This is a genomic window from Pseudarthrobacter sp. KH_020_B (assembly GCF_057840185.1).
On sequence record NZ_CM174506.1, the window covers coordinates 2,636,478 to 2,649,673 of the forward strand.

The 13,196-nt window shown below is 67.1% G+C and carries 12 protein-coding genes; 5 read left to right on the plus strand and 7 right to left on the minus strand.

Annotation, left to right across the window (positions count from 1 at the left end; all coding sequences use genetic code 11):
- Positions 1–71: 71 nt before the first annotated feature.
- The gene (locus AC3IT0_RS12090) at positions 72–203 is read right to left on the minus strand and encodes a hypothetical protein (RefSeq protein WP_489320042.1); all 132 of its coding nucleotides are present in this window, start codon (positions 201–203) and stop codon (positions 72–74) included.
- A gap of 18 nt (positions 204–221) precedes the next feature.
- Here AC3IT0_RS12090 and AC3IT0_RS12095 point away from each other — a divergent pair, with 18 nt between their 5' ends.
- The gene (locus AC3IT0_RS12095) at positions 222–1,172 is read left to right on the plus strand and encodes a DUF2064 domain-containing protein (RefSeq protein WP_489320043.1); all 951 of its coding nucleotides are present in this window, start codon (positions 222–224) and stop codon (positions 1,170–1,172) included.
- Here the strand turns inward: AC3IT0_RS12095 and AC3IT0_RS12100 are convergent.
- Together AC3IT0_RS12100 and AC3IT0_RS12105 are read right to left on the minus strand one after the other, a co-directional pair.
- A complete protein-coding gene (locus tag AC3IT0_RS12100; RefSeq protein ID WP_489320044.1) occupies positions 1,133–1,645 on the minus strand; it encodes a hypothetical protein in 513 nt (170 codons plus the stop codon). The two genes, AC3IT0_RS12095 and AC3IT0_RS12100, sit on opposite strands and share 40 nt — an antisense overlap.
- Positions 1,645–2,811, minus strand: coding sequence for a molybdopterin-dependent oxidoreductase (locus tag AC3IT0_RS12105; RefSeq protein ID WP_489320045.1), 1,167 nt, complete (start codon positions 2,809–2,811; stop codon positions 1,645–1,647). Before AC3IT0_RS12105 ends, AC3IT0_RS12100 begins: the two co-directional genes overlap by 1 nt.
- A 112-nt stretch (positions 2,812–2,923) precedes the next feature.
- Here AC3IT0_RS12105 and AC3IT0_RS12110 point away from each other — a divergent pair, with 112 nt between their 5' ends.
- Positions 2,924–4,372, plus strand: coding sequence for a glycosyltransferase 87 family protein (locus AC3IT0_RS12110; RefSeq protein WP_489320046.1), 1,449 nt, complete (start codon positions 2,924–2,926; stop codon positions 4,370–4,372).
- A gap of 3 nt (positions 4,373–4,375) precedes the next feature.
- Here AC3IT0_RS12110 and AC3IT0_RS12115 read toward each other — a convergent pair whose 3' ends face one another.
- The 3 genes from AC3IT0_RS12115 to aspS form a co-directional block, all read right to left on the minus strand.
- Entirely contained in the window at positions 4,376–4,666 is a 291-nt protein-coding gene (locus AC3IT0_RS12115) for a hypothetical protein (RefSeq protein ID WP_489320047.1), read from the minus strand.
- A 173-nt stretch (positions 4,667–4,839) separates the two neighbouring features.
- Positions 4,840–5,670: a GNAT family N-acetyltransferase gene (locus AC3IT0_RS12120; RefSeq protein WP_489320048.1), complete on the minus strand. Its 831-nt coding sequence runs from the start codon at positions 5,668–5,670 to the stop codon at positions 4,840–4,842.
- A gap of 68 nt (positions 5,671–5,738) precedes the next feature.
- Positions 5,739–7,526: an aspartate--tRNA ligase gene (gene aspS / locus AC3IT0_RS12125; protein ID WP_489320049.1), complete on the minus strand. Its 1,788-nt coding sequence runs from the start codon at positions 7,524–7,526 to the stop codon at positions 5,739–5,741.
- Between the two features lie 109 nt (positions 7,527–7,635).
- On the opposite strand from aspS, the gene AC3IT0_RS12130 reads away from it, so the two are divergent.
- Positions 7,636–8,889: an APC family permease gene (locus AC3IT0_RS12130; protein WP_489320050.1), complete on the plus strand. Its 1,254-nt coding sequence runs from the start codon at positions 7,636–7,638 to the stop codon at positions 8,887–8,889.
- A 98-nt stretch (positions 8,890–8,987) separates the two neighbouring features.
- Here AC3IT0_RS12130 and hisS read toward each other — a convergent pair whose 3' ends face one another.
- The gene (gene hisS / locus AC3IT0_RS12135; RefSeq protein ID WP_489320051.1) at positions 8,988–10,358 is read right to left on the minus strand and encodes a histidine--tRNA ligase; all 1,371 of its coding nucleotides are present in this window, start codon (positions 10,356–10,358) and stop codon (positions 8,988–8,990) included.
- 234 nt (positions 10,359–10,592) lie between these two features.
- Between hisS and AC3IT0_RS12140 the strand changes: the two genes are divergently transcribed.
- Together AC3IT0_RS12140 and AC3IT0_RS12145 are read left to right on the plus strand one after the other, a co-directional pair.
- A complete protein-coding gene (locus tag AC3IT0_RS12140) occupies positions 10,593–11,393 on the plus strand; it encodes a peptidylprolyl isomerase (RefSeq protein WP_489320052.1) in 801 nt (266 codons plus the stop codon).
- Positions 11,394–11,460: 67 nt separating this feature from the next.
- A complete protein-coding gene (locus AC3IT0_RS12145; protein WP_489320053.1) occupies positions 11,461–13,101 on the plus strand; it encodes a DUF349 domain-containing protein in 1,641 nt (546 codons plus the stop codon).
- Positions 13,102–13,196 lie beyond the last annotated feature (95 nt).

The following is a 13,196-nucleotide window of genomic DNA, read 5'->3' on the forward strand; positions in this document are numbered from 1 at the left end:
AGGATTACCGCCTGCCGCTCCGGGCCCCGCGGATTCTACGGTCGAAGGGTGGAGAAAAAGCCGAACAATCCTCACGATGGAACCGGTACGGCCAGCAGGCGGGGCGGACCGGACGACGACGCCGCGGGCACGCCCGGCGTGCTCGATGAACGGCTGGCGGCCATCTGTTCGCTGAGTGCCGGCCCGCTGCTGATCCTGGGCATGGACACACCCCAGGCTTCGTGGGCACCACTCGAAGGGCTGCTGGCGGACTGGTCCGCCCCGGCGCCTGGATGGGCCCGGCGTCGGATGGCGGCTTTTGGGCTCTGGGCCTGCACCGGCCCGACGGCGGCCTGGTCCGGGGCGTGGAAATGTCCACCCCGCAGACCGAGGCGCACCAGCTGGCCCGGCTGGCCAGCGCCGGCCGACTCACCAACCCGAGAGGCGGCCCGGTAATGAGCACCCAGACAGCCTCCACCGATGCCGGCACTCGGGCGGGCGGCGCACCTGCAGGGGGCACCATCCCGGTTGCCTTGTTTGGGCAAGGAGGACACGAGCCCTACGAAGGAAGCCTGTCCCTCGGACTGGGGCACCTGACGCTGCGCCCGGAATCTGCCCGACCGGAACCCATCGGGCCGGTCCACTTCAGCATGTTCGGCTGGTCCGCCCCGGCCACCGCCTGCGAACGCGAACTGCTGAGCACCCTTAGCGGACCCGTTCTTGATGTGGGCTGCGGCCCAGGCCGAATGCTGGCCGCCGCCCGGGAACTGGGCTTGGCCGCAATGGGCATTGACACGAGCGCCCCAGCAGTGCGGCTGGCCACCAGCCGCGGTGGCGCCGCCATCCACGGCTCCATCTTCGACCCGGTCCCGCACGAGGGAGGTTGGGGTTCGGCCCTGCTGCTGGACGGCAATATCGGCATCGGCGGGAACATCCGGACGTTGCTGGAGCGTGTTGCCTCGCTGCTGGCGCCGGGCGGTCAGGTGTTGGCAGAAGCCGAAACCAACGATTCCCTCGACGTTGCCTATCTGGCCGTGCTGGAGGATTCGGCCGGACGCGTCAGCGCCGCATTTCCCTGGGCCCGCGCCGGCGCGAAAGCGCTGGCCGCCCATGCAGCCCGGGTGGGGCTGACCTCCGTCGCCACCAGGACGGGTCAGGGCCGGGTCTTCCTGACGCTGGAACGGTGCGTGTAAAGTCCGACGGCGGCCACGGCCGCTGCCGCGGCCAGCACCAGCACCAGCCAGAAGATGCCCAAGGCCTGCACATAGTCGCCCTGCAGGACTGATTCGTTGGCACCGCTTCCCGTGCCGTTTGGCTGGAGCACCTGCTGGGCCCGAATCAGTGGGGCTGCCAGCAAGGTCACCACCGCCCCCACCAGCAGGGCGCCGCGCACAATCCCCTGCTGGACAGGGCGCAGCCCATAGGTCAGCCGCGACAATCCGCCGCCAGCCAACGTTGTCAACGGGACCAGCACGCCGTCGTGCACCAACAAGGCCACGGCAAGCCAGGCCGCCACGCCCACCAACTGAGCAGGCGGCACATTGGCCAGGAATCCGAAAAGGGCATAGCCGAGGGCGGCCACGCCCAGGACGCCCAAAGCTGCCCGCACCCACCACCCTGTTCCGCGCTCCACCGTCGCCGGCGGACCCAACAGTGGCAGCCGCATCAGATCACCTCCACTTTGTGCACCCATTTGGTCTGCAGCACCCCCGGGCGGCCGGGGGCGATGATCCGTGCCGGATAGCCGTGGTCAAGGTCCAGCGGAGCGCCGTTGAGTTCGAGCGCCAGCAAGGTCATGTCGTCCTGGCTGTACGCTGCGGGCATGAACGAGCGCCCATACACGCCGCCCTGCTCGAGACTGGAAATCTGCAGCACGGCCTCCGCGGGCGCGCCCACCGTCGCCATCAGGTCCCGGACCCGGACACCGCGCCATTGGGCGTCCTGGCTCCAACCCTCCACACAGGCGATGGGCAGCCCGTAGCTATACTGGGGCAGGGCGGCCAGCTCGGCCAGAGTAAAAGTCTTCTGCACCGATCCCGAGGACACGGTCAGCACCCAGTCCGGGGCCAGTGCAGCGCCCGCGACACCGGCCTCGGCCGCGGTCCTGTTGATCGGCACCCCCTGCGGACCCGTGTCCATGCGGCGCGGCGCGAAGAGGTTCAGGCCCCCCAACCACGCGAAAGACTGGCCCGCCGTCGTCATAACCACCACAAGGGCGCTGCCGGTGATTGCCGCCAGGAACCCCCGGCGGCTCCACCCGGGTTCGGGTGCAGCAGCCGGGGTGGCGGCCGCCTCCGATCGACGGCTCCAGTGCGCCCGGATGAGGGGCAGCTTGACCGCAATATGCAATGCCAACGATCCAATGACCACCCAGGCCAACCAATAGTGGACATCCCTGAACGAGAACGGCCAAGGGTACCAATGGAATGTGTTGAGCAGGCCGATGGTGACCTCCACCAGCGAGGCGGCCACAAAGAGGGCAATCGACGCCCGCTCCAGGCCCTGCACCAAAGATTTGAGCGGCGGCCACCGCAGCAGTTCAGGGAACACGGACCAAAGCTTGGCCGCCAGCAACGGGATGGAAGCTATCCCGGCGGTGACGTGGATGCCCTGTGTGGCCGCATACAGCCACACCGGGCGGGTGGGGAAAAGCATCCAACCAGGCGGATCCTGCAGGAGGTGACTGAACAGCCCCGTCAGGAAGCACACCGCGAAGGCCAAGCCAAGCCAGCGGCCCAGCACCACCGTCAGCCGTTTACTCCGCAGGCGGGAGGAGAACCGTCTGTTCACCGACTCCATCCGCTGCTGGAGGAGGTCGGTCAATCTGTCCATACCCAAATCAGACCACTTGGGCCCGCCCCCGGTCCCGGGCCAGACCTTACAAAATGCGAACACTCCCTCGGTTCCATGGCCCAACGGCCCACACACGGTGCAGGATCAAGGGGTGAGCGAATCCACACCCCGCCGTGCACATGGCGGCCAGGCGCACGGGCGGGCGGGTAACATCCCGGCGGGAACCGGGCCTTCACACGCCGGCGCCACGGTGGCGACGGTGCTGCTGGTGGCTTTGCTGGCTTGCGCCGTCTGGTGGACCGTCACAACTGATCAGTCAGCGGAGTGGGTGTCCCCAGCAGGAACGCTGGCGGCCTGGGCACTTTTCCTCCCGGCCGCCCTGATGGCACGCCGGGTCCCAGCCCGGTACTCGGCCGCCGTTGTGCTGCTGGGCTCCCTGCTGCTGGGTGCCGCGGCCCTTTCTGCCCCGCCTGCCACCAGCAATGACTCCGCCCGCTATGCCTGGGACGGCATCGTCCAGAAGGCGGGAATTTCCCCGTACCGGTATGTGCCGACCGATGAGGCACTGCGGCCGCTGCGGCCGGCGTGGCTGTTCCAGGACGCCGGACCGGACCTTACCTGCCACACCAACCCCTTTCCCACCGGCACTGAGACCACCGCCAACATTCCCGGCGGCGGCACCCTGTGCACGGCCATCAACCGGCCCACCGTGCCCACCGTCTATCCGGCCGTGGCGGAGCTGTATTTCCTGGCCGTCCGGCTCATCCCCGGTGCCGAGGTGGGGTTCATTGCCTTCCAGCTGGCGGGGCTGCTGCTGAGCGTGGCCGTGACGGTGCTGCTGCTGGCGTTCCTGCGCCGCGCCGGCCGTCCGGCACACCAGGCAGTGTGGTGGGCGTGGTCCCCGCTGGTGGCCTTCGAAGCGATCAACGGCGCCCACGTGGACGCGCTCGGCGCGGCGTTGGCGCTGGCCGCCGCTCTGCTGCTGATGGGTCAGCGCTCGCTGGGTTCCGGAATGGCCTTCGGGGCGGCGGTGGCCACCAAGCTTATTCCCGCCATCAGCGCCCCGGCAATGCTCTACCGCCGGCCTTTCCGCTTTGTCGCCGCGGCCGCGGCCACCTTCGCCGTGGCATACGTTCCGTATGTCCTCGCCAGCGGCTGGGCGGTACTGGGCTACCTGCCCGAATACCTTCGCTCAGAGGGGTACGACGGGGAGGACAGCCCGCGCTTCACGCTGTTGAAGCTGGTGCTCCCGGACAGCTGGGCGACGCCGGCGGCACTGGTACTGCTGCTAGGTCTGGGCGTGTACGTCTGGCGGACAACCGACGCCGCCCGGCCGTGGGACGGGCAGGTTTTTATGGTCGGAGGGACGCTGCTGCTCGTCTCACCCAGCTACCCCTGGTACGCACTGCTGCTCCTTCCGTTCGTCGTGCTGAGCCGGCGCTACGAGTTCACCCCCATCGCCGCCGTGCTGGCCATGATGTACTTCACCGGTGCCGAACCACACGGCCAGCTCGTGGCCAGGCTAGGCCTGGGCGCCGCCGTCGTGCTGATCGTGGTTGCCACCGTCGTGAGACAGCGGCGTTCCCCGGTTCACGTGTGACATTCATAGGGCCTGCCCGTGCTGCCAGGGCGGGGTGCTTAGGAGAAAGACGATGGCAGCGATCATCACACCTGCGGCGAAGATGGTGGCCACGTGGATGGACAACGCGGTGCCGTTATACATCGTGACGCCAACAGCCAGCAGCGAGGTCACCAGGAGGACCAGGGCTCCCCAGTGCTGCCGACGCAGTCCGGCCAGAACCAGCAGGGCGGGAACCGCGTACCAGATCATGCTTGCCGTTCCCATGGAGTTGATCTGGCTGATGACGCCCTCCGTGCCCGGTATCGCCGCCACGACCGGCCCGGAGAATCAGTAGGGCAAGGGCAACGCTCGCGAGTGCCAGGACGAACATGGTGGACATGGGTCCACCATAATCCAGCACCTCAGCCCAGGTGGACAAAAACGCGAGCGGACACTTGAGGCCCCGGTTTCCCGGGGCCTCAAGTGTCCGTTCGCGCCATCCACCGTCAGCAGCCGGTCAGGTGCCGTTTGGGCCGTTCCTGCCGGTAAAGGTAGCGGCCGGTTTCCCTGAATCCCGCCTTGGCGTAGAGCTGCCGGGCGCCGGGGTTCGAAGCGGTGACCAGCAGCCAATAGCCGGCGAGGTTCCGGGCGGCGCCTTCGTCCAGGAGTGCCTGCATGATCCGCAGGGCATGGCCGCGCCGCCGGGCGTCCGGGCGGGTGGCCATGCAGTACAGCCCGCCCCAACCGCTAGCTGCCGCACCGGCAGGGACGGCCAGCCGGCCGACGGCGGCGGGAACGCCGTCGTCGGACCTCACCAGGGCATAAATCGACGGGCAACCGGCCAGGATGCTGCGTGCGGTTTCGCGCTCGGTCGGGCCGCCGCGGCCATCCACACTCCACCACAGCTCCAGCCACTCATCGCTGGGATCCGTGGAGATCTCGACGCCGGGTGGCGGAGCCGCGCCCTCCGGCCCAGTGCGGTCTGCCCCGGCATCCCGGCACATCACCAGAGTTTCGGACTGCCTGGTGAAGCCTTCCCCGTCGAGGACGGCATTCAGTCCGGTGAAGCGGGGATCATCGAAGACCTGGAAAATCAGCGGCAGGCGCCGGCCGCGGTACCAGAGCCGCGCGGCACGCAGGGCCTGGTGCTGCTGGTGAGTGTCGCCCGCCGGCTCGCGCGGCCAGACCGAATTGGCGCGCTGCGTCACACCGGAGGCCGCGCGAAGCACCCAGCCGACGGATTCCGCGCGGTCGGGGGCCGGCCAGGCGGCGTCCATCAGCGCCTCAAGCCCCGGCAAGGCCGGAATATGAACTGGAGCTGGAACCGGAGCCCCCATGCGAACCACCTTTCCGATGCGAAAGGCCCCCCAGTTTCCCGAGGAGCCCTTCCAATGCAGTGCCTAAGTTACTCGGCCTTTTTGGGCTCTTCCGGCTTCGTCTGCGGCTTGAAGTCCACGCCGGCTTCCTTGCGCTGCTGCGCCGTGATGGCCGCGGGAGCCTGCGTCAGGGGGTCGTAGCCGTTGCCGGTCTTCGGGAAGGCAATGACGTCGCGGATGGACTCAACGCCGGCCAGGAGTGCAACTACGCGGTCCCACCCGAAGGCGATGCCACCGTGCGGAGGGGCACCGAACTTGAAGCCTTCCAGCAGGAAGCCGAACTTGGTCTGGGCGTCCACTCGGTCCAGGCCCATCAGTTCGAACACCCGTTCTTGGACGTCACGCTCGTGGATACGGATGGAGCCGCCGCCGATTTCGTTGCCGTTGCACACGATGTCGTAGGCGTAGGACAGGGCCGATTCCGGGTCCTTGTCGAACGTGTCCATGAACTCAGGCTTGGGCGAGGTGAAGGCGTGGTGGACGGCGGTCCACTTGCCGGCGCCGACAGCCACATCGCCGGAAGCAACCGCAGCGGCAGCCGGTTCGAACATGGGAGCGTCCACCACCCAGCAGAAGGCCCAGTCCGCAGGGTTGATCAGGCCGGTGCGGTGGCCGATCTCCACGCGGGCAGCACCCAGGAGGGCGCGGGCCGCTGACTTCTCACCGGCGGCGAAGAAGATGCAGTCGCCCGGCTTGGCGCCCACGGCGTCGGCCAGGCCGGCACGCTCGGTTTCTGTCAGGTTCTTGGCCACCGGGCCGGCCAGTTCGCCGTCTTCCTTGAAGAGGACGTAGGCCAGGCCCTTGTGGCCGCGCTGCTTGGCGAATTCCTGCCAGCCATCGAGGGTACGGCGCGGCTGCGAGGCGCCGCCGGGCATCACCACGGCACCCACGTACGGAGCCTTGAACACGCCGAAGCCGGTGTCCTTGAAGAATTCGGTGAGCTCAGTCAGCTCCACGCCGAAACGGAGGTCCGGCTTGTCGGAGCCGTACCGCGCCATGGCGTCTGCGTAGGTGATGCGCTGGATGGGCGTGGGAATCTCGACGTCGATCAGCTTCCACAGCGCCTTGACGATGCTTTCGCCCAGGGCCATGATGTCGTCCTGGTCCACGAAGCTGGCTTCGATGTCCAGCTGGGTGAATTCGGGCTGGCGGTCGGCGCGGAAGTCCTCGTCGCGGTAGCAGCGTGCGATCTGGTAGTACTTCTCGAAGCCGCCCACCTGCAGGAGCTGCTTGAAAAGCTGCGGGGACTGCGGCAGCGCGTACCAGGAACCCGGCGCGAGGCGGGCGGGGACCACGAAGTCGCGGGCGCCTTCCGGCGTCGAACGCGTCAGCGTGGGCGTCTCGATCTCGACAAAGCCGTCCTGGTGGAGCAGCTCGCGGGCAATCCGGTTGGCTTCGGAGCGCAGGCGGAGGTTGCGGGCGGGGCCGGGGCGGCGCAGGTCGAGGTAGCGGTGCTTCAGGCGGGCTTCCTCCCCGACCTCCACGTGCTCGTCGATCTGGAACGGCAGCGGATCGGAGGTGTTGAGGACAACCACCTTGTCCGCCATGACCTCGATGGCACCGGTGGCCAGGGCGGGGTTCTCATTGCCCTCGGGGCGCTGGGAAACAGTGCCGGTGATCTGCAGGACGTACTCGTTGCGCAGGCCATGGAAGACCTCTTCCTCACGGACCACAACCTGGGCCACGCCGGACGCATCGCGGAGATCCACGAATGCAACACCACCGTGATCACGACGGCGGCCCACCCAGCCAGCCAGGGTTACGGTTTGTCCAATGTGCTCGGAGCGAAGGGATCCGAGGTCATGTGTGCGCAGCACAGCACGCCTTTCTGAAGACGACAGCAGGAAAACAAAGATAAAAACTGCATAGGATCGTTCCGGGAACAATCCCGTCTGAGTTTACCCGCTGGAAAGGCCCGCCTCCCCCATGCCCGAACACCAGCAGCTTCAACGCAGGCTCGGCGTGTTTGACGCCACGTCCATTGGCCTGGGCTCCATGCTCGGCGCCGGCGTTTTTGTGGTCTTCGCCCCGGCCGCTGGCCTGGCCGGAAATTTCCTGGTCCTCTCGGTCCTGATCGCGGGTGCCGTGGCCTACTGCAACGCAGTAGCCTCCGCAGAACTGGCTGCCCGGTATCCGGCCAGCGGAGGAACGTACGTATACGGCCGGAAGCGCCTGGGAGAATGGCCGGGTTTCCTGGCCGGCTGGGGGTTTGTCACCGGCAAGACAGCCTCCTGCGCCGCCATGGCCCTGACGTTCGGCCACTACGTCTCACCGGACTACGCGGTGCCGGTTGCCATCGCTGCGGTGGTGGCGCTGACCGCCGTGAACCTGTTTGGCATTACCCGCACAGCACTCCTGACCAGGATCCTGCTGTGTGTCGTCCTGGCCACCCTCGTGTTCGTCGCCGCGGCCGCGATCGTGGGGCCGCATCCTGTCGGTTCGGCAGGCGGAAGATCCGACGGCGGAGCTACCGCTGGCTTCGGGGGCGTGTTGCCGGCGGCCGGGCTGATGTTCTTCGCTTTTGCCGGGTACGCCCGCATCGCCACCCTGGGTGAGGAAGTCAAGGATCCGGCCAGGACCATTCCGCGTGCCATTCTGGCTGCCCTCGCCGGCGCCTTTGTTATCTACCTCGCGTTGGCCCTGCTGCTCCAAAACCACTTGACCGAAGGCCGGCTGGCCGCCACCACGGCACCATTGCTGGACGCTGTACGCAACTCGCAGCTCGCCGCCGGCGCGCCGGTTGTCCAGGCCGGCGCGGCTGCGGCGTGCCTGGGTGCGTTGCTGGCACTCATCACCGGTGTCGGCCGCACCACCCTGGCGATGGCGCGGGAGCGCGATCTTCCGGCGACCCTGGCCCGGGTGGGCGGCAAGCACACGGTGCCGTTCGTGGCAGAACTGGCCGTGGCCGCCGTCGTGATTTTCCTGATCCTGACCACCGACGTGATGACGGTGGTGGGGTTCTCCAGCTTCGGTGTGCTCATCTACTACGCGGTAACGAATGCCGCGGCGTACACCCTCGAGGAGCACCCGGCCCACGGCCCGAAGTGGCTCAACGTGGCCGGCTTTCTCAGCTGCCTTCTGCTGGCTCTCACACTGCCGGCCGCTTCGGTGCTGGGGATGGCCGCTGTCCTGGCGGTCGGAGCGGCCGGCCGGTTCCTGGTGCTCCGGCTGCGCCGCTAGCCTCGCTGGCCTGAAGCCACGCCGTCGTGGGGCACTTTGGTGCACCAAACCACGGAAAGAGACCCAGAATGCGGCGAGTCCGTGTCGAAGTGCCCCGTTTAGGCCGGCTGGACCGCTGCCGTTTTCACTTGCACGGAGAGGTCTTCCGACGGCGGCATCCACGTTGCGGGATCGGCGTCGGCCTGCTCGCCCGACCGGATGTCCTTGACCTGGTGCTTGCCGTCGTCGTCGGTGAACCAGACGAACGGGATCCCGCGGCGGTCCGCGAATTTGATCTGCTTACCGAACTTCTCTGCCTTGGCGGCCACTTCGGTGGCGATGCCCCGGCTGCGCAGCTGGGCAGCAACGTCCTGCGCGGCACCCCAGCTGTCGTCATTATTGAGCGCCACCAGCACGGCGGTAGGCACCGAACGGGAGGCCTTGGCCAGGTCCTGGCTCAGGATGCGCGACACCAGCCGGGTCACGCCGATGGAGAGGCCGACGCCGGGGAACTTGCGGTTGCCCTTGCTCGCCAGGGCGTCGTAGCGGCCGCCGGAGCAGATGGACCCGAGCTGTTCGTGGCCCACAAGGACCGTCTCCACTACCGTGCCGGTGTAGTAGTCCAGGCCGCGGGCGATGCTGAGGTCGGCAACAACCTTGCCCGGCGCGCGCTGCACGGCGGCCTCGATCACCTGTTCCAGTTCATTGAGGCCCTCCTCGAGGAGGTCATTCGTCACGCCGAGGGCGCGGACCTGGGCCACAAACGAGGTGTCCTCGGTACGGATTCCTGCCAGCTTCAGCGCTGCCTGCGCCTGGTCATCGGTGGCACCGAGTTCGGACTTGAGCAACTCCGCGACCTTGGCTGCGCCGATCTTTTCCAACTTGTCGATGCTGCGGAGCACGCCGGCTGTGTCGTCCAGGCCAATGCCACGGTAGAAGCCCTCGGCAAGCTTGCGGTTGTTGATCCGTAGACGGAAGTCCGGAATCGGCAGTGCGCTCAAGGCTTCGGCGATGACCAGGGCAATCTCCACGTCATAGCGGAACGGCAGCTCGCCGTCGCCCACTACATCGATGTCTGCCTGCGTGAATTCACGGGCCCGGCCTTCCTGCGGGCGTTCCCCGCGCCAGACTTTCTGGATCTGGTAGCGCCGGAACGGGAACGCGAGGTACCCGGCGTTCTCCACGACGTAACGGGCAAAAGGCACCGTCAGGTCGAAGTGGAGCGCGAGGGCGTGGGGGTCAGCCTTACCGGCCTTGCCCGCCTCGGAGGTGTCGGCGTCGTCGTCCTGAAGGCGGCTAAGGCCGTAGACCTCCTTATCAATCTCACCCTTGCGCAGCAGCTGGCCAACGGTTTCCACGGCACGGGTCTCGATCGACGCGAAGCCGTGCAGTTCAAAAACCTTACGAAGGGTGTCCAGCACGTGCAGCTCCACCAGCCGCTCCTCGGGAAGCCACTCGGGGAATCCTGACAGGGAGGCGGTGCGTGCCATGGGGGATGTTCTCCTCTTGATGAAGGCTGCCTGGGACTTTGCCCGGCATTCCACCCGAAACGGGCGGGGAACGGCGGCAGTCCGGCAACTCATGCATAAACTATGTGCGGCAGTCAGTTTATGCGTCTTCCGCCGGCATCTCTAATACGGCGGCCGGCAGCGCGGAAGGCTGCCGCAGACAACCGCCTCCGGGTTCAGTAGCGACCGGACGCGGCCCGACATACAGGAGGACCAGTGGCGGCCAGTTCACGCAGCGCCCGCGAAGCCAAACGGCGCATCCAGCAGATGGAGGCAAAGCGCGAGCTGCGGCGGGACCAGGAGAAACGGCGCAAGCGCGACAACCTCATCGCCGCCGGTGCCGGAACCGCCGCCGTCCTCCTCGCCGTCGTGCTCCAGCTGACTGCTTTTGCCGGCAACCCCACGGAAGACGAATTTGCCGCCTTAGAGGCCGGCCTGACCAGCCCAACCGACTCCCCCACGCCTTCCGCGCCCGCCACTAACGGCGCGAACATCCCGGCCCCTGACACTGCCGCCGGCAAGGTGTTCACTGGTGAACTGGCACTGAACGGGAACGTACTCGGCGTCGAAATCGACGGCACCAACGCACCCCAGGCCGCCGCGGTCTTCAAGGCACTGACGGATGAAGGTTTCTATAACGGCAGCGCCTGCCACCGCCTGACCACGGGCGAGAGCTTTGCCCTGCTGCAGTGCGGCGGCGCCTCGGCCTCCGCCGACCCGGACTACACCTGGGGACCCCTCGAAAACACCCCCGCAGACAACATCTACCCTGCGGGCACGATTGCCGTAGCCCGGTCCGGCGACAACGCCTACGGTAACGGCAAGCAGTTCTTTGTGGTCTACAAAGACACGGTGATTCCCGCCGACTCTGCCGGGGGCTATACGGTGGTGGGCAAGGTGACCTCTGGCATCGAAGCAGTGACCGCCATTGCCGCCGCGGGAATCACCCCCGGCTCCAGCGCATCAGACGGCGCACCTGTGCAACCAGTCACGATAGACTCGGTTTCTCTGAAGTAGGAAGCCCGGCCTTTATGGCCGCGGTGCAGTACGTGAGTATTTCCCTCCAAGCGAAAGACTTTTAGCGGTGACAGACAGTCAGAAATCCGACGAAACAGCAGCAGACCTGACCGAGGTAACGGCCCCCGTGGCTGACCAGGCAGACGCTGTCCAGGCAACCGCCGAACAGGCACCCGCCGAACAGGCCACGGTTGACGAAACCGTGGCTGAACCGGACGTGGATCAAGAAGGCGTGGCCGCCCAGGCCGAAGGTGACGAGGTCCCGGCGGCGCCGGCTGCTCCGGTTGAAGAGAGTGCGGCCGGTGATGAGGGCGCGGCTGAAGAAGCCCCGGCTCCGGTACCGGCGCCTGCTCCCGCACCCCGACCCGCCCCGTCGCCCGCAGCCTTCGCCGCCCGGCCCAAGCCGGCAGCAGTCGCGCCTGCGGCAGCACCGGCACCGGTCGCCTCCGCGACATCGCTGGCGGAAGCTGCAAAGTGGGGCCGTGTTGAGGGTGACGGCCACGTATTCCTGACGATCGACGACGGTGAGCACCCGGTGGGCCAGTACCCCGGCGTCAGCAATGACGAAGCCCTTGCCTACTTCGCACGGAAGCATGACGACATTGTTGCGCAGGTCCTGCTTCTGGAGCAGCGCATCAGCTCCAAGGCGCCCAGCACCGATATGCAGAAGACCGTCACGCACCTGCGCGAGCAGCTCGCAGAGCGGAACATGGTGGGAGACCTCCGTTCCACCGAAGCACGGCTGGACGCTGTTTCCACGCAGATTGCCGAACTCGAAAAGGCAGAGAAGGCGGAACACGATGCCGTTCGCTCCGCCGAGCTCGCTGCCCGCGAGGCCATCGTGGCCGAAGCCGAAGAGATCTCGGGCCAGGATCCCGCCCAGATCCAATGGAAGACCTCCAGCGCCCGGATGAACGATCTTTTTGAAAGCTGGAAGACAGCCCAAAAGAGCGGCATCCGGCTTGGCCGTAGCAACGAGGACGCATTGTGGAAGCGGTTCCGTGCCGCCCGCACCGTCTTCGACCGTCACCGCCGCGCCTACTTCTCCCAGTTGGACAGCACCAACTCGGCCGCAAAATCGGCCAAGGAGAAGCTCATCGCCGAAGCCGAGGCCCTGTCCTCGTCCACCGACTGGGGCTTTGCCGCTGGCGAATACCGCCGGCTCATGGATGAATGGAAGGCCTCCCCGCGCGCCAGCCGCAAGGACGACGACGCCCTCTGGGCCCGTTTCCGTGCCGCCCAGGACGTGTTCTTCACGCACCGCCAGGCAGCCAACGAGGAGATCGACCAGGAATACGCCGCCAACCTCACGGTGAAGGAAGCGCTCCTCGTCGAAGCGAACTCCATCCTGCCGGTCAAGGACCTGGCCGGGGCCAAGAAGGCGCTCCAGTCTGTCCGCGACCGCTGGGAAGAGGCCGGCAAGGTTCCCCGCGCCGACATGGGACGCATCGAAGCGGGCCTCCGCAAGGTGGAGGACGCTGTCCGCAACGCCGAAGAGGAAAACTGGCAGCGCTCCAACCCCGAGACGAAGGCGCGCACCAACAGCGCCCTGTCGCAGCTGGAAGCAGCCATTTCCGGCCTGCAGGACGATCTCGCCAAGGCGGAGAAAGCCGGCGACCAGCGCAAGATCAAGGGCGCGCGCGAAGCCCTCGAGGCGAGGCAGGCCTGGTTGGACCAGATCCAGCGCTCGGCCAGCGAGCTTTCCTAGTCAGTAGTTTGTAGGGCGCCTTTCGCACGGCGCATATTGCAGGACGCGCAGGCCCGGTCCCGGTTATCCACATAGCCGGAACCGGGCCTGTGCGC

What these genes read in the sequence shown, in the direction of transcription:
- AC3IT0_RS12090 (WP_489320042.1), bottom strand. Translation starts at nt 203, where the DNA reads ATGCCCAGGATCAGCAGCGGGCCGGCACTCAGCGAACAGATGGCCGCC.
- AC3IT0_RS12100 (WP_489320044.1), bottom strand. Translation starts at nt 1,645, where the DNA reads ATGCGGCTGCCACTGTTGGGTCCGCCGGCGACGGTGGAGCGCGGAACA.
- AC3IT0_RS12105 (WP_489320045.1), bottom strand. Translation starts at nt 2,811, where the DNA reads ATGGACAGATTGACCGACCTCCTCCAGCAGCGGATGGAGTCGGTGAAC.
- AC3IT0_RS12120 (WP_489320048.1), bottom strand. Translation starts at nt 5,670, where the DNA reads ATGGGGGCTCCGGTTCCAGCTCCAGTTCATATTCCGGCCTTGCCGGGG.
- AC3IT0_RS12130 (WP_489320050.1), top strand. Translation starts at nt 7,636, where the DNA reads ATGCCCGAACACCAGCAGCTTCAACGCAGGCTCGGCGTGTTTGACGCC.
- hisS (WP_489320051.1), bottom strand. Translation starts at nt 10,358, where the DNA reads ATGGCACGCACCGCCTCCCTGTCAGGATTCCCCGAGTGGCTTCCCGAG.